Below are 21,215 nucleotides of genomic sequence, written 5' to 3'. Positions count from 1 at the left end.
CGCCCGGCCGGTCAGGCGGGCGCGGCCACCGTGCGGGCGGCCTCCGGATCCAGCGGGCTGCCCGCCGGCAGCAGGTCCACCATGCCCGCCGGCAGGCGCACCGGGCGCACGTTCGCGTACCCGAGCATGGCCGGCACGTCCGCGCCGGTCAGCGCGTACCGCCGGCCCAGGTCGGTGACCACGCAGATCGCGCCGCCCGTCGCGCCCGGTGAGGCGGCCGCCTCCACCAGCGCGCCGCGTCCCGGCTCCACCACCACCTCGTCGGCCGGTCCGGCCCGTCCGCCGGGCGGCCGAGCGGCGGCGGCCGGGTCCGGCACCGTGACGCCGAGACGGATCTCGCGTACGCCGGTGTCGTCGCCGGCCCGCGCGCAGAGCGCACCCCCCTCGGCGGCGGCCAGCCCGGGCGGCACCGCGGGCGGCGCGGTCGGCCCGCCGGGGACCAGGCCGGGCAGTTTCGGCAACGCCGCGAACCGGCCGAGCGTGATCGGTTCCGGCTCACCCTGGCCGGTGCGGGCCAGCAGCAGCGCCGCCTGCAACTCGGTGATGCCGGCCAGGCCGCCGCGCTGGGCCACCGCGTACTGCCGCCCGCCGCCGGAGTTGCGCACCAGGTAGACGTCGCCCACGGTCGCGCCAGTGACCCGCTCGGAGGGCGCGCCCAGCTCACCCACCGGCGGCGGGGCCAGGTCGGCGCCGGCCGGCAGCGTGTTCAGCAGCGCCGCCGCGATCGGCACCGCGCGCTCCCGGGTGGCGGCCAGCGCGGCCAGCACCCGGTCGGTGTCGCGCAGCAGGTAGCGCCGGTCGTGCCAGAGCAGGTGCAGGCCGCCGTCCGGGTGCCGGACGAGCAGACCCTGGTCGCCGAGCGCCCGGCCGCCGGTGGCCGCCCGCCCGATGAGCAGCACCGAGCGGGCCTCGCCGCGCCCCGCCGCCGGACGCCCGGCCTCCCCGCGTCCGGCCTCGTCGCCGGTGACCGAGCAGAGCGTCCAGGCGTCGCGGACCAGCCGGTCCGGGGCGGGCAGCGAGTCCGGCGCGTCGGCGATGCCGAGTGGCAGGCCGCGCGGCACGCCGTCGATGGCGCGGCGGCCGACCAGCACCGTCCTCGGCCGTTCCGCCCCGATGATCAGCAGCGCGGAGGCGTAGTTGAGCACCGGGTGCAGCCTGTCGTCGCGGTAGACGAACCGCGCCCCCGACTCCTTCTCCACGATCACCGCGCCGGTCTCGCGCCAGGAGTCCCCGCCGCCGGTGAACAGGCCGTAGAGCGCCGTACCGCCGAGCGCGATCGCCGCGACCAGCATGCTGGCCAGACCCGCGCCGGCCAAGCGGCGGAACGGTGACCGCGGCGGGTCCGTCTCCCGCATCACGAGCGCGGCGACCGCCCGCTGGACGGTGAACTGGTACGAGTGGAGCTGGTCCTGCCGCGACGCCATCGTGTCCCTTCCGCCGGGATCGCCGGCGCACAGGATAAGCGCTCCGTCGATGTCCCGGCGACCCTGCGTGTCGACGCCCGGATCGCGTCGCCACCGCGGAATGGATACCCCCGGGGGTGTGTTACACATGGCGGAACCGAACCAACGGAGGTACCGATGGCCAGCGTGGCGTTGACCACCACCGACTTCGCGGAGACCGTCAACCGGGACGGCATCGTGCTTGTCGACTTCTGGGCCGGCTGGTGCGGCCCGTGCCGGGCGTTCGCCCCGGTCTACGAGAAGGCCAGCGAGCAGCACCCGGACATCGTCTTCGGCAAGGTCGACACCGAGGCCGAGCCGGCCCTGGCGGCCGCCGCCCAGATCCGGTCGATCCCGACGCTGATGGCGTTCCGGGACGGCGTACTGGTCTTCGCCCAGCCGGGCGCACTGCCGACGGCCGGGCTGGAGGAGCTGATCCGGGCCGTCCGCGCCCTGGACATGGACGAGGTCCGGGCACAGGCCGCAGCCTGATCCGGGGTGGCGGCACGGGTACCCCCTGGGGTATCTTCGAGCGCAGGAGGTACGACGTGAATCTTCGACCGGAGATGACAGGCGAGGCGCTGACCCGGCTCAAGCGGGCCCGGGGGCAGCTCAACGCCGTCATCGAGATGATGGAGAACGGCGAGGACTGCCGCGCCGCGCTGACCCAGCTCGCCGCGGTCTCCAAGGCCATCGACCGGGCCGGCTTCAAGATCATCGCCTCCGGCATGCGCTACTGCGACGCCGCCCGCCAGGCGGGCGAGGAGCCGGAGATGACCGAGGAGGAGCTGGAGAAGCTCTTCATGTCCCTGGCCTGACACACCCCGACCCGACGCTCTCACCCGGCCCGACGGCGCCCGCCTGACCGGCTGAATCCCGTCCGCGCCGTGTGACGACGACGCGGGCGGGTAACCACATGCCTGGAGATCCCAGGCCGCAGACTGCAACCCACATACCCCCCGGGGTATATAGGCTAAAGAGAGGAAACGGCATGACTCTCGACGTGTCCGTCATCGCGACCTCCTCGCTCGGCGACCGCAGCTACCTGGCCTCCGACGGCCGGGTGGCGATCGTGGTCGACCCGCAGCGCGACATCGACCGCATCCTGTACCTGGCCGGCGCCAAGGGCGTACGGATCACCCACGTGGTCGAGACGCACATCCACAACGACTACGTCTCCGGCGGCCTGGAACTGGCCCGGATCACCGGCGCGCAGTACCTGGTGGCCGCCGCCGACACCGTCGAGTTCGACCGGACCGCGGTCTCCGACGGCGACACCGTGCCGGTGTCGGACACGATGCGCCTGCGAGTGCTCGGCACCCCGGGCCACACGTTCCACCACCTGTCGTACGTGCTCGACGCGCACGACGGCGGCTGGACGCCGGTCGGCGTGTTCACCGGCGGGTCGCTGCTGTTCGGCACCACCGGCCGTACCGACCTGCTCGGCAAGCAGTACGCGCACGAGCTGGCGCACCACCAGTACGCCTCGGCGCGCAAGCTCGCCGACCTGCTGCCCGACGGCGCGCAGGTCTGGCCCACCCACGGCTTCGGCAGCTTCTGCTCGGCCAGCCAGGCCGACGCCCCCGAGTCGACGATCGGCCGGGAGAAGCAGGCCAACCCGGTGCTGCGGCTCGCCGCCGACCAGTTCGTCACCGAGACGCTGGCCGGGCTGGACGCCTACCCGGCGTACTACGCCCACATGGGCGTCGCCAACGCCGCCGGTCCCGCCCCGGTCGACCTCACGCCGGTGGCCCGCGCCGACGCCGACGAGCTGCGCCGCCGCATCGCCGCCGGCGAGTGGGTGGTCGACCTGCGACACCGCAAGGCGTACGCGACCTCGCACCTGGCCGGCACCGTCAGCCTCGGCCTGGACGGGCCGATGTCGACCTGGCTCGGCTGGCTGATCGACTGGGGCGTGCCGATCACGTTCCTGGCGCAGACCCCGGAGCAGGTCGCCGACGCCCAGCGGGAACTGGTCCGCATCGGCATCGACCGCCCGGCCGCCCAGGCCACCGGCGAGCCCGAGCAGTGGACGAGCGACCCGTCGCAGCTGCGGGAGATGGCGGTTGCCGACTTCCCGGCGCTCGCCGCCGCGCAGGCCGGCAAGACGCCGGCCGGGCTGCCCGAGCCGCAGGTCGTCCTCGACGTGCGGATGACGAACGAGTGGAAGGCCGGGCACATCGACGGCGCGGTGCACGTGCCGCTGCCCGACGTGCCGAAGCGGCTCGCCGACATCCCCGCCGGGACGATCTGGGTGCACTGCGGCTCCGGCTACCGGGCCACCGCCGCCGCGTCCCTGCTCGCCAACGCCGGCCGGGACGTGGTGCTGATCGACGACTCGTACGGCCGGGCCGAGGCGGCCGGCGTACGGATGGCACCCACCGCCTGACCTCTCCCCTGGCGCCCGGCCGGCGTGTCCCCACGCCGGCCGGCGCTGGACGCTGCCCGAGAACACCCCGTGAAGGAGAAACCGCATGACCACGACCACCCCCACCACCATCGACGCGACCGGCCTGCGTGAGCTGATCGCCGCCGGCCGCGCGCCCCGGATGCTCGACGTGCGCATGCCCGGCGAGTTCGAGGCCGCGCACATCCCCGGCGCGTACAACGTGCCGCTGGACCTGCTCCGGGAGCACCGCGCGGAGCTGCGCGGCCACCTGGACGAGGACGTGGTGCTGATCTGCCGCTCCGGCGCCCGGGCCGGCCAGGCCGGGCAGGCGCTGGCCACCGTCGGCCTGCCCAACCTCAAGGTGCTCGACGGCGGCATGCTGGCCTGGCAGGCCACCGGCGCGCAGGTCAACCAGGGCAAGGCCCGCTGGGACCTGGAGCGCCAGGTACGCCTCGTCGCCGGCTCGATCGTGCTCGCCGCGATCCTCGGGTCGGTGTTCGTGCCGGGCCTGAAGTGGGTCGCCGCGTTCATCGGCGCGGGCCTCACGTTCGCCGCGCTCACGAACACCTGCGCCATGGGCATGATGCTGAGCAAGCTGCCGTACAACCGCGGCGCGAGCTGCGACCTGGACACCATCGTGGGGCAGCTGCGCGACGGGGACCGCAGGTGACCACGCTCGCGCTGACGCTGGCCGGTGCGGTGCTGATCGGCGTGACGCTGGGCCTGCTCGGCGGTGGCGGGTCAATCCTCGCCGTGCCGCTGCTGGTCTACGTCGCCGACCTGCCCGCCAAGGAGGCGATCGCCACCTCGCTGCTCGTCGTCGGCGTGACCAGCGCCGTCGCGGTGCTGCCGCACGCGCTTGCGAACCGGGTCCGCTGGCGTACCGGGCTCATCTTCGGCGTGGCCGGCATGACCGGCGCGTACGCGGGCGGCCGGCTGGCCGAGTTCGTCCCGGCCGGTCTGCTGCTCACCGGGTTCGCCCTGATGATGCTCGCCACCGCTGTCGCGATGATCCGGGGCCGCCGGTCCGCCGAGGGCCGGCCGGTGCCGCACGAGCTGCCGATGCTGCGGGTGGTCGGGGACGGCGTGGTCGTCGGCCTGGTCACCGGCCTGGTCGGCGCGGGCGGCGGCTTCCTGGTCGTGCCCGCACTGGCCCTGCTGGGCGGCCTGCCGATGCCGGTCGCGGTCGGCACCTCGCTTGTCGTCATCGCGATGAAGTCGTTCGCCGGTCTGGCCGGCTACCTGTCCAGCGTGCAGATCCACTGGGGGCTGGCCGCCGGGGTCACCGCCGCGGCCGTCGTCGGCAGCCTGCTCGGCGGCCGGCTCACCGCCCGGATCCCGGCCGATCTGCTGCGCCGGGGATTCGGCTGGTTCGTCGTGGTGATGGGCGTGTTCGTGCTCGCACAGCAGTTGCCGCCGGCCTGGGGACTCGCCGTGGGAGCGCTCGCCGTGGCCGGTACGGTCACCATGGCGGTGTGGGGCCGCCGAAGGAGGGGACACAGTGGACAGCAGCGCCTGGGACAGCCGGTACGCCGACACGCCCGGACTGGTGTGGAGCGCTGAGCCCAACCGATTCGTGGTCGAGTCGGTCGCCGGCCTGACCCCCGGCTCAGCACTGGACATCGCCGCCGGCGAGGGCCGCAACGCGGTCTGGCTGGCCGGCCAGGGCTGGCGGGTGAACGCCGTGGACTTCTCCGCGGTGGCCGTCGACCGGGGCCGGGAACTGGCCGCCGCGCGGGGCGTCACAGTCGACTGGCGGGTCGCGGACGTGACCGCGTACCGGCCGGTGCCGAACAGCTACGACCTGGTGCTGATCAGCTACCTACACCTGCCCGCCCCCGAGTTCGCCGGGGTGCTCGCCGCGGCGAAGTCCGCGCTGCGCCCCGGCGGCACACTCGTGGTGGTCGGGCACGACCTGGCCAACCTCTCCGGAGGCGTCGGCGGCCCGCAGGACCCGGCCATCCTGCTCACGCCGGAGGCGGTGGTCGACGGGCTGGCCGGGCTGCGCGTGCGGCGGGCCGAGACGGCTCGCCGGCCGGTCCCGGCCACCGACGGCGGCACCGTCGACGCGCTGGACACCGTCGTGGTGGCCACCCGTCCGGCCGGCTGACCGCCGGCCGCCGCCGTTCCGCCGGGCCGGGCCGGGACCGGCCGGTAGCATCCCGGGGACGGATCGGCGGAGAGGACACGGGTGGGCGCGCGTTTCGAGGAACTGGCCTGGCGGGAGACGCCGATCGGCGAGATCAGCCTGCGGCGGCGCCGCGACCCGGCGCTGGAATCCGACGTGTACGAGGTGAAGCTCGACGACGAGTACCTCATGTCCAGCGCCTTCCCGGTCGCGGAGATCGAGCTGGCCCGGCTCGGGCTGGCCCCGCTGACCGGTGACGCGCTGGACGTGGTGGTCGGCGGGCTCGGGCTCGGCTACACCGCGCGTACCGCGCTGGAGGATCCCCGGGTGCGGTCGCTGCTGGTGGTCGAGGCGATCGAGGACGTGATCGACTGGCACCGGCGGGATCTGCTGCCGTTCGCGGCCGGGCTGGCCACCGACCCGCGTACCCGCTTCGTCCGGGCCGACTTCTTCGCCGCGGTCGCCGGCGGCGGTTTCGACAGCGACGAGCCCGGGCGCCGCTTCCACGCGGTGCTGCTGGACGTGGACCACTCCCCCCGACAGGTGCTGCACCCCAGCCATGCCGCCTTCTACACGGTCGACGGGCTGCGCCGGCTGGCCGCGCTGCTGCACCCGGAGGGCGTCTTCGCGCTGTGGTCGAACGACCCGCCGGACCCGGCGTTCCAGCGCACGCTGACCGAGGTGTTCCCGACCTCGGTGGCGCACGTCGTCCGGTTCCCGAACCCGTTGCAGGGCCGGGAGGCGGCGAACACCGTGTACGTGGCCCGGCACTGATCCACCCGGCGGCGGCATGCCCGCCCGTCCAGCGGGAAAGCGCCTGGCCGACCGTACGACGGGAGGCTGGGACATGCGCGCGTTACTCTGGGTGGTCGGCGTGGCCGCCGGTGTGATCATCCTGCTCGGGCTGCTGCTGGAGGCGGTCCGCTGGTTCGTCATCATCGGCGTGATCGCGCTCGCCGCGGTGATCGTCGTCGGGATCGTCAAGGGCCGGCGGGCGATGCACCAGCACTCGACCGGCCGCCGCTGACCTGCGGCGGGTGTGACCGACGCGGCAACCTACGTGAGCGTAGGTTACCCGGCGGTCACGTTAGGCTGGGGGCGTCATCCGCGCGACGAGGAGTAACGGCGATGGACGCGACCGCCCAGCGACCCTGGACCCGTAGCTACGCACCCGGCGTCCCGGCCGACATCGCCGAGCCCGGCGGCTCGCTCGTCGACCTGCTCACCGAGGCGGCCGGGCGGTTCGGGCCCCGGGTCGCGCTCGACTTCTACGGCGCCACCACCACGTTCACCGAGCTGGCCGACCAGGTGTCCCACGCCGCCGAGGCGCTGCGCCGGCTCGGCGTCGGGCCCGGCGACCGGGTCGCGCTGGTGTTGCCGAACTGCCCGCAGCACGTGGTGGCCTTCTACGCCGTGCTGCGTCTCGGCGCGGTCGTCGTCGAGCACAACCCGCTCTACACCGCCGACGAACTGGACCGGCAGCTCACCGACCACGGCGCCGCCGTCGCGATCGCGTGGGACAAGGTCGCGCCGCTGGTGGCGGGACGCGGCGCCGTGCGTACCGTGGTGTCGGTCGACCTCACCGCGGCGCTGCCGCGGCTCAAGCGGTGGGCGCTGCGGGCGCCGCTGCCGAAGGTCCGCGCCGCCCGCGCCGCGATGACCGCCCCCGCGCCCGGCGCGCTGCCCTGGTCGGAGCTGGTCGCCGCCGCCGGGCCGCTGCCCGCCGGACATCCCGCGCCGGAGGCCGGCGACGTGGCGCTGCTCCAGTACACAGGTGGCACCACCGGCGAGCCCAAGGGCGCGGTGCTGACCCACCGCAACCTGCGCGCCAACGCCGCGCAGGGCCGCGCCTGGGTGCCGGGCCTGCGCGACGGCGCGGAGACGGTGTACGCGGTGCTGCCGCTGTTCCACGCCTACGGGCTCACGCTCTGTCTCACCTTCGCGGTGAGCATCGGGGCCACCCTGGTGCTGTTCCCCCGCTTCGACGCCGACCAGGTGCTGGACGCGGTCCGGCGCCAACCGCCGACGTTCCTGCCCGCGGTGCCGCCGGTCTACGCGAAGCTGGCCACCGCCGCCCGGGAGCGCGGCGTCGACCTCACCTCCATCCGGTACGCGATCTCCGGCGCGATGTCGCTGCCCCCGGCCACAGTGGAGCTGTGGGAGCAGGTGACCGGCGGGCTGCTTGTCGAGGGGTACGGGATGACCGAGACGTCCCCGATCACCGTCGGCAACCCGGTCGCCCCGACCCGCCGTCCCGGCACCGTCGGGGTGCCGTTCCCCTCCACCGACGTGCGCATCGTCGACCCGGAGGACCCGTCCCGCGACCGCGCCCCGGGCGAGGCCGGCGAGCTGCTGGTACGCGGCCCGCAGGTGTTCTCCGGCTACTGGCACCGGCCGGAGGAGACGGCGAAGGTGCTGCTGCCCGGCGGCTGGATGCGGACCGGCGACATCGTCACCATGGACGCCGACGGCTTCGTGACGGTGGTCGACCGGATCAAAGAGCTGATCATCACCGGCGGCTTCAACGTCTACCCGTCCGAGGTGGAGGAGGCGCTGCGTCGCGTCCCCGGCGTACGGGAGGCCGCCGCCGTGGGGATGCCCACCGACGACGGCGAGGAGGTCGTCGCCGCGGTGGTGGTCGACCCGGCGGTGGCCGCCACGCCGGAGGCGATCCGCACCTCGTGCCGCACCCACCTGGCCGGCTACAAGGTGCCCCGCCGCGTCGTGATCGTCGACGAGCTGCCGTACTCCCAGATCGGCAAGATCCTGCGCCGCGAGGTCCGCGAACGGCTGCTCGCCGACCGCTGACCCGGCCGCCCGTTTCGCGGCGGCGCGGCAGGGGTAGACGAGCGTCCATGGTGGATTCACGGGGCAAGTCAGTCGGTCGTTACCTCATGCGTCTGGTCGGCGGCGTGGCCGTCATCCTGGGCCTGCTCGGCATCTTCTCCACGCTCGCCCAGGGCAACCTGGTCGGGATCGTGCTCAGCCTCGTGTTCATCGGCGGCGGCGTGTTACTGCTCAAGCGCTCCGGCGGCGACCGGCGGACGGGCTCCGTGCCGCGCGCCGCGCGCTGACGCCCCGCACCTCTACCGCCGCGCCGACGCAGGCGGCGAGGGTGAGGTCTCCGGCATCCGGGTTCCGCTGCGATCGCCGAACCGGACACCGGAGACCTCGTTACCGCTCGGAGCTCAGCTTCGGTAGCAATTCTGTGGGGGCCCTAGACGAGCGAGCTGGTGCCAAGTTCCAGACCCAGCGCGGCCCCCCCGGCAAAGACGGAGCTGGACCAGGTGCGGGTCACGCCGAAGCACACGGACCAGGAATTGGCCGCCACTCCCGAATACGGGCACTTCCACTCACCCAGTAGGGATCCGTTGAACTGGTACACCGTCGTCCAGGCGGACACGCTGGCGAGGGTGGACCGGTTGTTGCGGACGATCACCGCTCCCTGCACCCGATCCCCATTCACCGTCCGGATCGCGCAGGCCTGGGCGATCACGTTGGTGGTGATCGTCTCCGTGCTGCCACAGCTCCAGGTGCTGGGACTGCTCGTGATCGGATTCGTGTTGCCGTAGGCCCGCCACGCGCCGTCGTCGGCGGCAGCGACAGCGGCGGGCGCGGCGGGCGCGGCAGCCACGGTCGGCGCGGCGGTCACCGCCCCCAGCGTCAGCGCGGCAGTGATGACAGTAACCAGACGTACGCCCAGCCGTGAAAAACGCATAACAGACCTTTCCAGGTTATTCAGGTTGTATCTGATCATCGCGATGATGTCCGTCCCTCGTGCTGGTGGCCGGGCTCCGGCTGAACGCCGAACCGGACACCGGATCTCGTCACCTCGGCGAGCCCTAGACGAACGCGCTGCTGCCGAGGCCCACACCCAGCGAGTTGCCGGTGGCGGCGAGGCTGGGCAAACTGGGAATGGTCGCCCCGAAACACACGGACCAGGAATTGGCCGCCACTCCCGAGGACGGGCACGTCCAAGAGCCCTGGCTCTCTCGGTAGTAGTTCGAGAGCGACACCGACGCGGCCGCCGGGCCGAGGCTGGACCGGTTGTTGCGGACGATCACCGCTCCCTGCACGGCACCCCCGCCTGCCGACCGGATCGCGCAGACCTGGGCGACCATGTCGGTGGCGATCGCGTGGGTGTTGCCACACCTCCAGGCGCTGGAGCTGGAGGTGATCGGGTTCGTGTTGCCGTAGGCCCGCCAACTGCCGGCGTCGGCGGCCGCCGGAGCGGCAGTCACCGCCCCCAGCGTCAGCACCGCAGTAGTGACAGTGACCAGACGTGCGCCCACCCGTGAGAACCGCATGACCGACCCTTCTGTAAGCCCTGAAGCGAGATTGGAGCCTATCAATGGTGGTCGTCTCGTGTGGTCCCGTCCGGACCGCCTGCCAGAACACGGCACGAGCGGACGCTCGTGGGAGGATGCTCGGCATGCCCGGTCGTGCGTTGAGTTTCGGAGCCGTCGCGCAGGCGTACGAGCGGTTCCGGCCCGGCTACCCCGAGGAGCTCGCCGACCTGGTGCTGGCGTACGCGGACCGGCCCGTCCGGACCGCCCTGGAGATCGGCGCCGGGACCGGCAAGGCCACCCGCCTGATCGCCCGGCGCGGCATCGCGGTCACCGCCACCGACCCGGACCCCGCGATGCTCGCCGAACTGCGCCGGCACGTCCCGGCCGGGGTGAAGGTCCGGCAGGCCGCGTTCGAGCAGTTGCGCGCCGACGAGCGCCACGACCTGGTGTACGCGGCGGCGGCCCTGCACTGGACCGACCCGGACCGGCGGTGGGAGCGGATCGCCGCGCTGCTCGCGGCGGGTGGGGTGTTCGCCTCGTTCGGCGGGCCGCTGCGGCTGGCCGACCCGGCGCTGCGCGACGCGGTGGCCGCGGCCCGGTCCGAGTTCCTCGCCGACGACGAGATCCCGTCGCCGGACGGGACGCCACCCGCGGCCGGGATGCAGTGGCCCGGCACCGAGCTGCGCGCGTCCGAGTGGTTCACCGACGTACGCCAGTCGGAGATCGAGCGGCGGATCACGACGAGCGCCGACGACTACGTCGGTCTCCTGTCGACCGTCTCGGCCTATCTCGAACTGCCACCACCGGTGCGCGAGCAGGCGTTCCGCCGCATCCGGGACGCCCTGCCGGACGCGGTCGAACTCACCGCCGACGTCACGGTCCATCTGGCCCGGCGGACGTCGCAGCCCTGATCACCCGGGCCAGGATGGTCGCCAGACCGGCCCGGGCAGCGGCGGCAGGCCCGCGAGGTCATCGAGGAGCGCCTCCTCCTGAACCCGGCGGCCGGACGGTCAGGACGCCAGGTAGGCGATCAGCCGGTCGGCGAGCGGGCCGGGACGGCTGAGCGCCACCGCGTGACCGCCGTCGATCTCGTCCGGGACCACGCCGAGCCGGTCGGCGGCCACCCGGCGCTGGAAGTCGGCGGGGAAGAACCGGTCGTCGCGGCCGATCAGCACCGCCGTCGGCACGTCCGGCCAGGCGACCAGCGGCCACGGCTCGTCCCACTCCGTGCTGACCTGCTCCCGGCCGTGCGCCGGCGCCTCGGCGACGATCTCGGCGGGCACGCCGTTGTAGAACTGCTGCTCCTCGCTGAGCCCTTCCGGCTCGCGGTAGCCGGTGTTGCCCCACCAGTCCCCCGGTTTCTCACCAGGTCGAGGGATCATCGGGGTGAGCAGGACCAGCAGGCGCACCGGCAGCCGGTCGGCGACCAGCGATGCGGTGAACGCGCCGTACGAGTGCCCGACCACCACGAGGTCGTCGCGCTCGCCGACGGCGTCGATCACCGCCTGGCGGAACTCGGCGAACCCCGCCGACCGGTCGCCGATCGGCAGCTCCGGCACCACCGCGTCGTGACCCCGGGCGGCCAGCTCGGGAACGAGCAGGTGCCAGTCCCACGCGCTGCCACCGCCACCGTGGATGAGCACGAACGTCGTCATGTCCGGACCCTCCCACACCGGTACGACATGCCGTGGGCGTCAGTGCGGATACGCCCGGGGGATGCGGGTGGCCCGTAGCTCGTCGCGGAACGCCTCGATGCGGGTGACGACCTGCCGCCGCCCGATCGTGTTCTCGATGCGGTCGAGGTAGAGGCAGCGGGCGGCGAGCCGGGGCAGGTCGATGGAGAAATAGATCGCCATGAGGGGGTTGACGAACAGGTCGCCGTCGCCGGTGCGCCGGCTGAACCGTACGTCTCCGCACGCCCCGCCGGTGGCGGCGGCGATCTGCCCCTGGACGATGCTCGGCCGGTGCGGGGTGGCGGCCTGGGCCTGCGCGACCGCCTCGCGGTAGAGCACCGCCTCACGGCTGGAGCCGGGAATGGACAGCGCGCCGAGGTAGCCGCCCTCCCGGTCGAGCGCGGCAAGGTTCTCCAGCACCTCGACGTGGTTGACGCCGTCGTGCGCGTCGATGCCGAAGCCGAGGCTGCTCACCAACCGGACCGGCACGTCCAGCCCGGCCACGGCGGCCAGGCTGGTGATGTCCTCCACCGGGGTGCCCAGGCCGCTCTCGTCGCCGCGCAGCAGGATGTCGGTGCCGCCGTCGACGAGCACGATCGCGTCGAGGCCGAGCCGGTCGACCAGGTGCCGGTACGCCTCACGCAACGGCTGCACGCCCAGCGGCGGGAAGGCGTACACGGTCGACGGCAGGTCCCGGCCCGCCAGCCAGCGGGCCAGGTGCCCCTCCGGGAAGTACCAGTCCGGGCTGAGGGTGTCCGGCCGGATCGCCGCGACGTGCTCGTCCACCCACACCTGCCGGTCGAGCAGCTCCAGCTCCGAGAAGGAGAAGCCGGCCAGGTGCACCCGCTTGCCGGCCTGCCACAGCGCGAGTGCCAGCGGCAGGCCGGCGTAGACGTCGAAGCCGCCGCCGGCACCGGCACCGGCGATGAGGATGTCGCGTGCCGGCTCGAGGGCGGCGAACAACGGCGGAACGGCCAACGTGTACACGGCGGTGTCGGTCACCAGACGATGATCTCCGCTCATGTGGCGCGCCGCTGCCCCGAGGCGGCCCCGGCCGAGTCGCGGGCGCGCTCGTTCAGACCGGGCGGCCGAACGTGACCGCCTCCCGGACGAGCCGTGGCGCCTTCTCCGCCAGTTGCGCGTCCGGCCGGGCGCCGAGCGCGTCGTTCACCGTGGAGAAGGCCAGCCGGAACGCGATCAGCGTGGTCGCCTCGAAGATCTCCCGGTCGCTCAGGCCGGCGTCGCGCAGGCGTCGCGTGTCGGCCTCGGTGGTGGCGTTCGGATCCGTCACGACCCGGCGGGCCCAGTCGGCCAGCGCCGTCTCCCGCTCCGACAGGTCCGCCTCGTCGCCGCGCAGCACCCCGGCGGCGGTCTCCTCGTCGCTCATCCCGGCCAGCCGAGCGCCCCAGGCCAGCGAGCAGTACGAGTCGCCCCGCGCGGCGGCGGTGGCGGTGACCAGCACGGCCACCTCCCGCGGGGACAACGTGGACTCGGCCAGCAGCTCGGTGCGCGTGTTCTGGAACGACATCAGCACGTCGGGTCGCCAGCACCAGACGCGGGTGAGGTTGTTGACGTAGCCGTCCGCGGCGAGGTCGTCCTCGTAAGCGGCTTTCGCCGCCGGGCTCTGCGGCGGTTCGGGGAGGAAGGCGGGATTCATGCGGGCAGTCTGCGCCACCCGGGCGTCCCCCACAGGCTGATCAACGACAGTACGATCCGCGAATGATCCGGACGGTCTTCTTCGACGTGGGCGGGACGATCCTCGACGAGACGCGCGAGTTCGCGACCTGGGCGGACTGGCTCGGCGTACCAAGGCACACGTTCTCCGCCGTCTTCGGCGCGGTGATCGCCCGGGGCCTGGACTACCAGGAGGTGTTCCGGGCCTTCCGGCCGGACTTCGACCTCACCGCCGAACTCGCGCGCCGGGTCGCGGCCGGTGACCCGGAGTCGTTCGGCGAGGAGGATCTGTACCCGGACGCGCGGGCGTGCCTGGCAGCCCTGCGGGAGCAGGGCCTGCGGGTCGGCCTGGCCGGCAACCAGCCGGAGCACGCCGAGGCGACACTGCGGGCGCTGGACCTGCCGGTGGACGTGATCGGCACGTCGGCGGCCTGGGGCGTGGCGAAGCCGGCGCCGGAGTTCTTCGACCGGGTGGTCCGCGAGGGCGGCGGCGACGCGTCCGCGATCCTGTACGTCGGTGACCGGCCGGACAACGACGCCGCCCCGGCGATGGCCGCCGGCATGACGGCGTGCCTGATCCGGCGCGGACCGTGGGGCCACATCCTCGACATGCCGGACGTGGCCGACCGGTGCCTGTTCCGCATCGACTCGCTGGACGAGTTGCCGGCGCTGGTCGCGCGGCACAACGCGGCGGGCGGCTAGACCGGCGGGTCCCCGAAGACCGACACCCGCGTGCGGTGGTGGCGCGGCGACTCGATCTCGTCGACCGCCGCGACCGCCAGATCCGCGTACGACAGGTGCGCGAGTGCCGGAGCCTGCTCGCCGCCGAGGCGGTACCGCCCCGTGCGGGGACCGTCCACGGCCAGCGCGGCCGGTGGGGTGAGCACGAGCCAGTCGACAGTGGTGTCCGCCGCGCGGAGCCGGTCCAGGCCGGCGGCGTGGCTGAGCGCGAACGGCCGCAGCTCGGCGGGCAGAACGGCCGGGTCGTCGTGGAGGGGCCGGCCGTGCGTGTCGGTGAGCGTGGCGAACAGGCCGACCGCCACGAGCCGCGGCACGCCTGCGCGAGCCAGGCCGTGCAGCAGCGCGTCGGCCGCGCGGACGAAGAACCCCGGATCGAGGCCGACGGCGGCGAGCGCCTGCGGCCCGGAGGCCGGGCTGACCGCGTGGACGGCGGCGTCGTGCCCGTACCCGATCGAGGCGACCGCCTCCGGGTCGGTGACGTCGCCGCGTACCGCGGAGGTGAGGCCGGGATGGCGGGCGGGGTCGCGGACGACGGCTGTGACGCGGTGGCCGCGGCGGTGTGCCTCGGCGGTGATCGCGCGGCCGGCCCGGCCGCCCGCGCCGAAGACGGCGATGCTGGTCATGGCGCGACGCTAGGGTGCCGGGTGCCGGTTACCGCAACGGTACCGGGTTACGCTCGGGCGGTGACGCCGCTCGATCCGGAGATGTTCCACCCCGCGTGCCCGTCGCTGACGATGCCGCTGCGGATCGGCGACAAGTGGACCGCGATGGTGGTGCTGTGCCTGGAGCACGGGCCGCGCCGGTTCACCGAACTGCGGGTGCCGCTGCGCACGATCACGCCGAAGGTGCTGGCCGAGACGTTGCGGGCGATGGAACGCGACGGGCTTGTCACGCGTACCGCCTACGACGAGAACCCGCCGCGCGTGGAGTACGCGCTGACGCCGCTGGGGCGAAGCCTGCTGACACTGGTCGCGGCCGCCCGGTCGTGGAGCGAGGCGCACCTGGACGAGTTGCTGGCCGCCCGGAAGTCGCACGACTCACGGATGTCGTGACCACACCCGTCGGCACCGGGCGTTGTGCCGGGCCGCCCAGCCGTCCTAGCCTCGCTCTGGAAGGCATCGACGGCGATCGGGGGACGCCATCAGCGACGACACCGCGCGCGGCGGCCTACGAAGTTTCGCCGCGAACGTGATGACGAACGTGCTCGCGAACCTCATCGCGGCGGCGATCATCTACGTGCTCGCCGCGACCGCCGGGCTGCTCCCGCGCGACCCCGTGCTGATCCTCGCGGCGCTGCTCCTCGTCAGCGTCGCCGCTGCCATGGTGCTCCTCGTCCTCATCACCACGAACGCCTTCGCCGACAAGGAGGACATCCTCGGCGGGTGGATGGCGATCGCCCTCGGTGGGTCGATCCTGACCTCGGCCGTGGGATACGCGTTCCGTGAGCGCGATCCGGCGGCCGGGATCGGGGGTGGGCTGATCGGCGCGGGGCTCGCCGGCGCGGGCGTGGCGATTCTGGTGGCCGGGCGGCGACTGCGGCGGGCGGCCGACCCGCCGGCCGACGGGGATCAGCGGGCGGCTGAGCCGGGCGTCCGGCCGTAGCGTCGTACCCCTGGCATAGCCTGCCGGTCATGGGAACCGCTGAGTTGGACGAGCTGATCGTGGCCGATGCGGACGCGCTGCGCGCGTGGCTGTCCGCCCACCACGACACCTCGCCCGGCGTCTGGCTCGCCCTGACCCGCAAGGGCGGCACCGTCACCACGCTGACCTGGCAGCAGGCGGTCGACGAGGCGTTGTGCTTCGGCTGGATCGACGGGCAGGCCCGCAAGCGCGACCACGAGAGCTCCTGGATCCGGTTCACCCCGCGCCGGGCGCGCAGCTCCTGGTCGCAGCGCAACGTCGCGCACGTGGCCCGGCTGGAGGCGGAAGGGCGGATGACGCCGGCGGGCCGGGCCGCGGTGGAGGCCGCGAAGGCGGACGGGCGGTGGGCGGCGGCCTACGCCCCGCCGTCGGAGGCCCAGGTGCCGGCCGACCTGCTCGCCGCCATCGCGGCCGAGCCCGCTGCCCAGGCCATGTTCGACGTGCTCACCAGCGCCAACCGGTTCGCGCTCATCCACCGGCTCAACGCGGTCAAGCGCGCGGAGACCCGCACGCGCAAGATCGGCGAGTTCGTCGCCATGCTGGCCCGCCACGAGACGTTCCACCCGCAGAAGACGAAGCCGCCGCGCGATTCGTGACACAGACCAGGGCAGGAGCGCCAAGAGCGTGCGTCTCGACAAGACGCTCGCCAGCTCTCCGGCCCTGACCCGTTGAGCGAATGGGGCGGCGGCACGGATATCCGTGGCCGCCGCCCTTCACTCATCCACTCAGGTATTGATGCAGACGATCGTGGATCCGGAGCGGTTGACAAAATTCGCTGCGGTCGCGAAGGCCTCGTTGCACCAGGTCTTGCCGTTCGAGCCCCCGTTGTAACTGGTGGACGCCGCGCAGAACTTCGCCTTGTCGCACGTGGAGTTCTTCGTCGACTTGACGCTGCCGAGACGACCAAGAGTGATTTTCGCCCGGGCGGTGGTGGAGAATGCAGGCACGAAGGAGCAGGTAACTGTCGTGCTCGCCTCGATGTAGCCGTTCCACGTCTGCCCGACGAATGCCATGCCGGAGCACGGCGTGCTGTCACCCCCCGCCACGGCGTAGGTTACCGAGAAATACGAGGTGGCTTCTTTCCGGTAGTCGGACGCCGCCAGCAGGGCGCCCGAGTCGAGAGCCGTAGAGGCGCTCACCGACGAGAATGTGGTCGCGGTTTTCTCGGACACCGGCGCCGCCGTGGCGACCCCGGCCATTCCGAAGAGCGCAAGGGCGGTGGAAATTGCGGCCGACGCGATCAGACGCATTCTTCGATTCATCTTCACTCCCCGTTGGTTGCAGATGGTCGGAGATTAGCAACAGCGGGAATTCCCATCGTCGATGTCGATCGAACTTGAGCAAATCTTGAGCTGCCACGCGGTGCAGTCCCACGCTTTCCCGGCTGTTGATCGACAGGGCAACGAAAAACTCCCTTTTCGGCGATACATGCGCCTTTATCGCCCAAGCGTTCCGGTGAAGGCTTGCCAGGGTGCGGCGTCGGGGTGTTCACTACGCCGGCTTGACCCCGAGGGACGGAGACGGCTGTGGTGACGGTGACGTTGGCGACCGACGCCGGGCACCCCGGGCGCAGCAACGAGGATTTCGCCGGTGCCGTACCGTGCGGCCTGGTACTGGTCGACGGCGCCGGCGGCATCGCCGGCGCGGACGAGGTCTGCCACCACGGCATCGCCTGGTACGCGACCCGGCTCGGCGGCGCGCTGCTCGGCGCGCTGGCCGAGGAGCGGAGCCTGCGCGACGTGCTGGCCGAGGAGCGGAGCCTGCGCGACGTGCTGGCCGAGGGCGTCGAGCGGGTCACCGACGCGCACCGCGACACGTGCGACGTCGCCCATCCGATCAGCCCGTTCGCGGCGGTGGCGATGCTCCGGTTCTCCGATGACCTGGTCGAGCACCTGGTCCTCGGCGACGCGGTGGCGGTCGTGGGCCGCACGACGGGTGAGCCGGTCGTCGCGCACGATCCGCGTGAGGTGGTGATCGCCCGGTCCTTCGAGGAGCGGCTGAAGGACGTGCCCGAGGGCGGCGACGAGTACCGGCGGCTGCTGATGGAACTGCGATCCCGCCGCAACAGCCCTGGCGGGTTCTGGGTCGCGAAGGACGACCCGACGGTCGTGGACGAGGCGGTGACCGGCAGCGGTCCGGCGGACGGCGTGACAGTGGCGGCGCTGCTCAGCAACGGCGCGAGCCGGCTCGTTGACACGTTCGGGCTGACCGACTGGCCCGGCCTGCTGCGCCTGCTGGAGACCGACGGCCCGGCCGAGGTCATTCACCGGGTCCGGCAGGCGGAGGCACGCAAGGGCGTCGCCACCGACGACGCGACCATCGTCTGCCGGCTCTGACCACCGCGGCAACCGGGGTGCGCGGGCCGGGCCGTCTCGTGTTGACTGCGGCGATGGACCGTCAACGCCTGAGCAGCATCGCGCACTCGCACCACCCGATCGCGGCGCCGCTCTCCGGCGTCAACGTCAACCGGCTGCTGCGCCGGGCCGGTCGCCGGCCGGCGGCCCGGATTCTCGACCTGGGCTGTGGTGAGGCCGCCTGGGCGTTGCAGGCCCTCGCGCACTACCCGGACGGGCACGCCGACGGCGTGGACCTCAGCCCGTACGCGCTGGAGCGCGCCGCGGAGGCCGCCGCCGTGCGCGGCCTCGCCGACCGGCTCACGCTGCACGAGCGCGACGCCCGGTCGTACGTGCCGGACGGCGACTACGACCTGGTGCTCTGTGTCGGGTCGACGCACGCGTTCGGCGGGTTCACCGGGACGCTGGAGCTGGCGGGCCGGCACGTGAACGCCGACGGCATCCTGATGGTGGGCGAGGGATTCTGGCAGGTGCCGCCGACGCCGGAGGCGCTGTCCGCGCTGGGTGCGAAGCCCGACGACCACACCGACCTGCCCGGTCTGGTCGCGGCCGCCGAGCAGGTCGGCTGGACCCCGGTGTACGCGCACGTGAGCGACACCGCCGAGTGGGACGACTACGAGTGGTCGTGGACCGGGTCGCTGACCGAGTGGGCGCTTGACAACCCGGGTCATCCGGACGCCGCCGGGGCGCTCGCCGCCGCCCGGGAGCACCGCGACCAGTGGCTGCGCGGATACCGGGGCGTGCTCGGCTTCGTGACGCTGGTGCTGCGCCGGACCTGACCGGCGCGCTACGCGGGTCCAGCCCGGGACAGGCGGGCGGGGCACTATCGTTCGGGCGTGCAGATCCGTTTCGCCGTACCGGCCGACCCCGCCTATCCGGCCCGGGTGGCCGCCGCGCTCGCCGCCGCCCGGCTGCGCCGGTTCGGCTACATCGGCGCGGCCCTCGCCGCGATCGGGGTGATCGGCTGGATCGCCTCGCAGGCGTCGGAGCGGAGTGGCCGCTTCGCGTCGCTGTGGACCGCGTTCATCGTGGCAGGTGTGCTGTCGATACTGTACGCGCCGTGGGTGCGGTGGCGGGCCCGGCGCCGCTCCGGCGGCTACGCGGTCGAGGGCGGCTACGACATCGACGACCGCAACATCATGATGCGCAGCGGTTCGGAGTCCGGCGGCATCGCCTGGGACGGCGTGGAGCGCGTCACCGAGACCCCTGATTTCTGGATCGTGTACGTGGGAGGGATGCCGGCCACGGTGATCCCCCGGTGGCTGATGTCCGCCGAGGACGCCGGGACGCTGCGCGCCTTCCTGACCGAACGCGGACTGCTCGGCGACCGTTGACGATGTATTGATTGACTGTATATGTTGCCTCGGTGAGTGAGATGCGCGAGGCGACGTTCCTGATCCTGACCGCGCTGGCCGACGAGCCGCGCCACGGCTACGGGATCATCCAGGAGGTCGCCGGTCTGTCCGGCGGTCGCGTCAACCTGTTGCCGGGCACGCTCTACGCCGCGCTGGACCGCCTGGTCGCGCAGGGTCTCGTCGAACTCAGCCACGAAGAGGTCGTCGACGGCAGGCTGCGCCGCTACTACCGGCTGCGCGCCGACGGCCAGGCCGAGCTGGCCCGCCAGACCGAACGGCTGCGGCAGCTCGCGTCCGCCGCCGAGTCCCGGCTGCGCGCCCTGCGGCCCCGCACCGCCTGACACCCCCGCCGTCGCGGCCCCGTAGGGAGAAACCCATGCACCGCTGGCTGTTGCTTGCCTACCCCCGTGACTACCGCCGGGCGCGCGGTGCCGAGATCCTGGAGACAATACGGGACGTCGGCGCGGCACACCGGCGCACCCGGGTGGCGGCGAATCTCGTACGCCATGGTCTGCGCGCCCGGCTGGGACGGCCGGCGAGCCGCACCGTGGTGGCCTGGGCATCGGTCTTCGCGGTGGTCTGCGGTTTGTTCGCCGGGTCGTTCGGCACCTGGCTCGCGTGGCTCGGCTCCCGCCCGCTCGACCACCGGGACCTCGCCGCCGTGGTCGGGCAGCTCTATCCGGATCGGCAGGTCAGCCACCTCGACCAGGACGACCCGCCCGCCGTGTTCCTCATCTACAGCCACCCGCTGAACGAGGACCTCATGTCCGAGCTGCTGCTCGGCGACGGCGGCGAGTACGCGCTGGCCGAGCTGACCGCGTCGTTCGACCAGACGCCGGCCGGCGGCCTCCGCGACCTACGGCAACGCCTGGACGCCGCCGGGTGGGAGCGCCACGAGCCCTTCTACGCCAACGCTTACGACTGCGTCTCCGGCAGTCCGCAGTGCGACAGGGCGTCCATCCCCTCCGACGTCACCGTGTACGCCGAACGCGGCGACCACATCCTCGCCATGGAACTCACCGCCGACGGCTCGACGAACATCACCCTCAGTCGCGCCACCCCCGGCACCGCCTACCCCGCCGCGCTACTCGGCTTCGTGCTGGGCACCGTCGGCGGCTGGGTGCTGTTCGGCTGGGCCAGCCGGCGCATCGAGGGACAGCGGCCGCTGGTGCAGGGGCCGACGAAGGTCCTGTACGGCGTCGCGATGCTGTTCTGGACCGCGCCGATCCTGCTGGGCGTGCCGCTGATGCTCACCCACCACCTGGACGAGCCGCATCCGCGCTGGCACGTGCCGTGGGAGTGGCTCGGCCAGCCCACCTTGTCGCTGCCGTTCCTGGTCGGCGTGGTCCTGCTGCTGCTCGTGCTGGGCCTGGCGGCGCTGCCGCACCGGCGTCCGGCCGGCCGCCGGCTCGCCGAGGTGTCGGACCCGGCGGTCTAGGGCCTGTGTCGAAGTCGGTCACAGCCATTCGTTGATGGCGGCGACGTGCACGGTGGCCGCGTAGCGCACGGCGAGTTTGTCGAAGCGGGTG

28 protein-coding genes are annotated in these 21,215 nt (G+C 73.1%); 20 read left to right on the top strand and 8 right to left on the bottom strand.

Annotated elements, in window-relative coordinates; genetic code table 11:
- Nucleotides 1–11: 11 nt before the first annotated feature.
- Complete coding sequence (gene eccB, locus AB0D28_RS09565) at nt 12–1,424, bottom strand: type VII secretion protein EccB (RefSeq protein ID WP_357383987.1); 1,413 nt, start codon at nt 1,422–1,424, stop codon at nt 12–14.
- A gap of 156 nt (nt 1,425–1,580) precedes the next feature.
- On the opposite strand from eccB, the gene trxA reads away from it, so the two are divergent.
- The 10 genes from trxA (at nt 1,581) to AB0D28_RS09515 (ending at nt 9,033) form a co-directional block, all read left to right on the top strand.
- Nucleotides 1,581–1,934, top strand: a complete 354-nt coding sequence (gene trxA / locus AB0D28_RS09560) for a thioredoxin (RefSeq protein WP_357383985.1) — start codon at nt 1,581–1,583, stop codon at nt 1,932–1,934.
- 56 nt (nt 1,935–1,990) lie between these two features.
- A complete protein-coding gene (locus tag AB0D28_RS09555; protein WP_357383983.1) occupies nt 1,991–2,260 on the top strand; it encodes a metal-sensitive transcriptional regulator in 270 nt (89 codons plus the stop codon).
- A 173-nt stretch (nt 2,261–2,433) separates the two neighbouring features.
- Entirely contained in the window at nt 2,434–3,831 is a 1,398-nt protein-coding gene (locus AB0D28_RS09550) for an MBL fold metallo-hydrolase (RefSeq protein ID WP_357383981.1), read from the top strand.
- A gap of 85 nt (nt 3,832–3,916) precedes the next feature.
- Nucleotides 3,917–4,501, top strand: coding sequence for a rhodanese-like domain-containing protein (locus tag AB0D28_RS09545; RefSeq protein ID WP_357383979.1), 585 nt, complete (start codon nt 3,917–3,919; stop codon nt 4,499–4,501).
- Complete coding sequence (locus tag AB0D28_RS09540) at nt 4,498–5,394, top strand: sulfite exporter TauE/SafE family protein (RefSeq protein ID WP_357383977.1); 897 nt, start codon at nt 4,498–4,500, stop codon at nt 5,392–5,394. Before AB0D28_RS09545 ends, AB0D28_RS09540 begins: the two co-directional genes overlap by 4 nt.
- On the top strand, nt 5,333–5,941 hold the full coding sequence (locus tag AB0D28_RS09535) for a class I SAM-dependent methyltransferase (RefSeq protein WP_357383975.1): 609 nt from the start codon (nt 5,333–5,335) through the stop codon (nt 5,939–5,941). The genes AB0D28_RS09540 and AB0D28_RS09535 overlap by 62 nt, the downstream gene beginning before the upstream one ends.
- A gap of 81 nt (nt 5,942–6,022) precedes the next feature.
- A complete protein-coding gene (locus AB0D28_RS09530; protein WP_357383973.1) occupies nt 6,023–6,733 on the top strand; it encodes a spermidine synthase in 711 nt (236 codons plus the stop codon).
- Nucleotides 6,734–6,806: 73 nt separating this feature from the next.
- Nucleotides 6,807–6,986 carry a hypothetical protein gene (locus tag AB0D28_RS09525; protein ID WP_357383971.1) on the top strand — a complete coding sequence of 60 codons (180 nt, stop codon included), beginning with the start codon at nt 6,807–6,809 and terminating at the stop codon, nt 6,984–6,986.
- 101 nt (nt 6,987–7,087) lie between these two features.
- On the top strand, nt 7,088–8,767 hold the full coding sequence (locus tag AB0D28_RS09520) for a long-chain-fatty-acid--CoA ligase (RefSeq protein ID WP_357383969.1): 1,680 nt from the start codon (nt 7,088–7,090) through the stop codon (nt 8,765–8,767).
- Nucleotides 8,768–8,814: 47 nt separating this feature from the next.
- Nucleotides 8,815–9,033, top strand: a complete 219-nt coding sequence (locus AB0D28_RS09515; RefSeq protein ID WP_357383967.1) for a hypothetical protein — start codon at nt 8,815–8,817, stop codon at nt 9,031–9,033.
- A gap of 143 nt (nt 9,034–9,176) precedes the next feature.
- Here AB0D28_RS09515 and AB0D28_RS09510 read toward each other — a convergent pair whose 3' ends face one another.
- Together AB0D28_RS09510 and AB0D28_RS09505 are read right to left on the bottom strand one after the other, a co-directional pair.
- Nucleotides 9,177–9,716 (bottom strand): hypothetical protein, encoded by a 540-nt coding sequence (locus tag AB0D28_RS09510; RefSeq protein WP_357383965.1) that lies wholly within the window; start codon nt 9,714–9,716, stop codon nt 9,177–9,179.
- An 85-nt stretch (nt 9,717–9,801) separates the two neighbouring features.
- On the bottom strand, nt 9,802–10,266 hold the full coding sequence (locus AB0D28_RS09505) for a hypothetical protein (RefSeq protein ID WP_357383963.1): 465 nt from the start codon (nt 10,264–10,266) through the stop codon (nt 9,802–9,804).
- Nucleotides 10,267–10,391: 125 nt separating this feature from the next.
- On the opposite strand from AB0D28_RS09505, the gene AB0D28_RS09500 reads away from it, so the two are divergent.
- Nucleotides 10,392–11,159, top strand: a complete 768-nt coding sequence (locus AB0D28_RS09500; RefSeq protein ID WP_357383961.1) for a class I SAM-dependent methyltransferase — start codon at nt 10,392–10,394, stop codon at nt 11,157–11,159.
- 99 nt (nt 11,160–11,258) lie between these two features.
- Here AB0D28_RS09500 and AB0D28_RS09495 read toward each other — a convergent pair whose 3' ends face one another.
- The 3 genes from AB0D28_RS09495 to AB0D28_RS09485 all read right to left on the bottom strand — a co-directional run bounded on the left by AB0D28_RS09495 (nt 11,259) and on the right by AB0D28_RS09485 (nt 13,578).
- The gene (locus tag AB0D28_RS09495) at nt 11,259–11,903 is read right to left on the bottom strand and encodes an alpha/beta hydrolase (RefSeq protein ID WP_357383959.1); all 645 of its coding nucleotides are present in this window, start codon (nt 11,901–11,903) and stop codon (nt 11,259–11,261) included.
- A 39-nt stretch (nt 11,904–11,942) separates the two neighbouring features.
- Nucleotides 11,943–12,923 carry a DUF1152 domain-containing protein gene (locus AB0D28_RS09490; protein ID WP_357383957.1) on the bottom strand — a complete coding sequence of 327 codons (981 nt, stop codon included), beginning with the start codon at nt 12,921–12,923 and terminating at the stop codon, nt 11,943–11,945.
- A 73-nt stretch (nt 12,924–12,996) separates the two neighbouring features.
- A complete protein-coding gene (locus AB0D28_RS09485) occupies nt 12,997–13,578 on the bottom strand; it encodes a hypothetical protein (RefSeq protein ID WP_357383955.1) in 582 nt (193 codons plus the stop codon).
- A 62-nt stretch (nt 13,579–13,640) separates the two neighbouring features.
- Here AB0D28_RS09485 and AB0D28_RS09480 point away from each other — a divergent pair, with 62 nt between their 5' ends.
- Nucleotides 13,641–14,297: an HAD family hydrolase gene (locus AB0D28_RS09480; RefSeq protein WP_357383953.1), complete on the top strand. Its 657-nt coding sequence runs from the start codon at nt 13,641–13,643 to the stop codon at nt 14,295–14,297.
- Here the strand turns inward: AB0D28_RS09480 and AB0D28_RS09475 are convergent.
- Nucleotides 14,294–14,959 (bottom strand): NAD(P)H-binding protein, encoded by a 666-nt coding sequence (locus AB0D28_RS09475; RefSeq protein WP_357383951.1) that lies wholly within the window; start codon nt 14,957–14,959, stop codon nt 14,294–14,296. The genes AB0D28_RS09480 and AB0D28_RS09475 overlap by 4 nt on opposite strands.
- A gap of 60 nt (nt 14,960–15,019) precedes the next feature.
- Here AB0D28_RS09475 and AB0D28_RS09470 point away from each other — a divergent pair, with 60 nt between their 5' ends.
- The 3 genes from AB0D28_RS09470 (at nt 15,020) to AB0D28_RS09460 (ending at nt 16,573) form a co-directional block, all read left to right on the top strand.
- Nucleotides 15,020–15,388 (top strand): helix-turn-helix domain-containing protein, encoded by a 369-nt coding sequence (locus AB0D28_RS09470; protein ID WP_357383949.1) that lies wholly within the window; start codon nt 15,020–15,022, stop codon nt 15,386–15,388.
- Between the two features lie 139 nt (nt 15,389–15,527).
- On the top strand, nt 15,528–15,938 hold the full coding sequence (locus AB0D28_RS09465) for a diguanylate cyclase (RefSeq protein WP_357383947.1): 411 nt from the start codon (nt 15,528–15,530) through the stop codon (nt 15,936–15,938).
- 29 nt (nt 15,939–15,967) lie between these two features.
- Nucleotides 15,968–16,573 (top strand): YdeI/OmpD-associated family protein, encoded by a 606-nt coding sequence (locus tag AB0D28_RS09460; protein WP_357383945.1) that lies wholly within the window; start codon nt 15,968–15,970, stop codon nt 16,571–16,573.
- Between the two features lie 129 nt (nt 16,574–16,702).
- Here the strand turns inward: AB0D28_RS09460 and AB0D28_RS09455 are convergent, their stop codons facing one another.
- Nucleotides 16,703–17,227: a hypothetical protein gene (locus AB0D28_RS09455; RefSeq protein WP_357383943.1), complete on the bottom strand. Its 525-nt coding sequence runs from the start codon at nt 17,225–17,227 to the stop codon at nt 16,703–16,705.
- Between the two features lie 279 nt (nt 17,228–17,506).
- Here AB0D28_RS09455 and AB0D28_RS09450 point away from each other — a divergent pair, with 279 nt between their 5' ends.
- Genes AB0D28_RS09450 through AB0D28_RS09430 form a run of 5 tightly spaced genes read left to right on the top strand, consistent with a single transcriptional unit; the run spans nt 17,507 to nt 21,124 of the window.
- A complete protein-coding gene (locus AB0D28_RS09450; RefSeq protein WP_357383941.1) occupies nt 17,507–18,313 on the top strand; it encodes a hypothetical protein in 807 nt (268 codons plus the stop codon).
- Nucleotides 18,314–18,366: 53 nt separating this feature from the next.
- Complete coding sequence (locus AB0D28_RS09445) at nt 18,367–19,110, top strand: class I SAM-dependent methyltransferase (RefSeq protein WP_357383939.1); 744 nt, start codon at nt 18,367–18,369, stop codon at nt 19,108–19,110.
- A 57-nt stretch (nt 19,111–19,167) separates the two neighbouring features.
- Complete coding sequence (locus tag AB0D28_RS09440) at nt 19,168–19,665, top strand: YcxB family protein (RefSeq protein ID WP_357383937.1); 498 nt, start codon at nt 19,168–19,170, stop codon at nt 19,663–19,665.
- A 41-nt stretch (nt 19,666–19,706) separates the two neighbouring features.
- Nucleotides 19,707–20,027, top strand: coding sequence for a PadR family transcriptional regulator (locus tag AB0D28_RS09435; protein WP_357384279.1), 321 nt, complete (start codon nt 19,707–19,709; stop codon nt 20,025–20,027).
- Between the two features lie 35 nt (nt 20,028–20,062).
- Nucleotides 20,063–21,124, top strand: coding sequence for a hypothetical protein (locus AB0D28_RS09430; protein ID WP_357383935.1), 1,062 nt, complete (start codon nt 20,063–20,065; stop codon nt 21,122–21,124).
- Nucleotides 21,125–21,215: the final 91 nt, after the last annotated feature.

Source organism: Micromonospora sp. NPDC048169 (assembly GCF_040652815.1).
In the GTDB taxonomy this organism is placed as follows: Bacteria; Actinomycetota; Actinomycetes; order Mycobacteriales; family Micromonosporaceae; genus Micromonospora.
The sequence above is the reverse complement of the archived record's forward strand: the minus strand, read 5'-3'. Positions and strand labels throughout refer to the sequence as shown.

Bases quoted from the DNA above. Each gene is read 5' to 3' on its own strand.
- AB0D28_RS09550 (WP_357383981.1), top strand. From the start codon at position 2,434: ATGACTCTCGACGTGTCCGTCATCGCGACCTCCTCGCTCGGCGACCGC.
- AB0D28_RS09505 (WP_357383963.1), bottom strand. From the start codon at position 10,266: ATGCGGTTCTCACGGGTGGGCGCACGTCTGGTCACTGTCACTACTGCG.
- AB0D28_RS09525 (WP_357383971.1), top strand. From the start codon at position 6,807: ATGCGCGCGTTACTCTGGGTGGTCGGCGTGGCCGCCGGTGTGATCATC.
- AB0D28_RS09435 (WP_357384279.1), top strand. From the start codon at position 19,707: ATGCGCGAGGCGACGTTCCTGATCCTGACCGCGCTGGCCGACGAGCCG.
- AB0D28_RS09495 (WP_357383959.1), bottom strand. From the start codon at position 11,903: ATGACGACGTTCGTGCTCATCCACGGTGGCGGTGGCAGCGCGTGGGAC.
- AB0D28_RS09455 (WP_357383943.1), bottom strand. From the start codon at position 17,227: ATGCGTCTGATCGCGTCGGCCGCAATTTCCACCGCCCTTGCGCTCTTC.
- AB0D28_RS09430 (WP_357383935.1), top strand. From the start codon at position 20,063: ATGCACCGCTGGCTGTTGCTTGCCTACCCCCGTGACTACCGCCGGGCG.
- AB0D28_RS09500 (WP_357383961.1), top strand. From the start codon at position 10,392: ATGCCCGGTCGTGCGTTGAGTTTCGGAGCCGTCGCGCAGGCGTACGAG.
- AB0D28_RS09445 (WP_357383939.1), top strand. From the start codon at position 18,367: ATGGACCGTCAACGCCTGAGCAGCATCGCGCACTCGCACCACCCGATC.
- eccB (WP_357383987.1), bottom strand. From the start codon at position 1,424: ATGGCGTCGCGGCAGGACCAGCTCCACTCGTACCAGTTCACCGTCCAG.
- AB0D28_RS09485 (WP_357383955.1), bottom strand. From the start codon at position 13,578: ATGAATCCCGCCTTCCTCCCCGAACCGCCGCAGAGCCCGGCGGCGAAA.
- AB0D28_RS09475 (WP_357383951.1), bottom strand. From the start codon at position 14,959: ATGACCAGCATCGCCGTCTTCGGCGCGGGCGGCCGGGCCGGCCGCGCG.
- AB0D28_RS09510 (WP_357383965.1), bottom strand. From the start codon at position 9,716: ATGATCAGATACAACCTGAATAACCTGGAAAGGTCTGTTATGCGTTTT.
- AB0D28_RS09545 (WP_357383979.1), top strand. From the start codon at position 3,917: ATGACCACGACCACCCCCACCACCATCGACGCGACCGGCCTGCGTGAG.
- AB0D28_RS09480 (WP_357383953.1), top strand. From the start codon at position 13,641: ATGATCCGGACGGTCTTCTTCGACGTGGGCGGGACGATCCTCGACGAG.
- AB0D28_RS09460 (WP_357383945.1), top strand. From the start codon at position 15,968: ATGGGAACCGCTGAGTTGGACGAGCTGATCGTGGCCGATGCGGACGCG.
- AB0D28_RS09465 (WP_357383947.1), top strand. From the start codon at position 15,528: ATGACGAACGTGCTCGCGAACCTCATCGCGGCGGCGATCATCTACGTG.
- AB0D28_RS09515 (WP_357383967.1), top strand. From the start codon at position 8,815: ATGGTGGATTCACGGGGCAAGTCAGTCGGTCGTTACCTCATGCGTCTG.
- trxA (WP_357383985.1), top strand. From the start codon at position 1,581: ATGGCCAGCGTGGCGTTGACCACCACCGACTTCGCGGAGACCGTCAAC.
- AB0D28_RS09520 (WP_357383969.1), top strand. From the start codon at position 7,088: ATGGACGCGACCGCCCAGCGACCCTGGACCCGTAGCTACGCACCCGGC.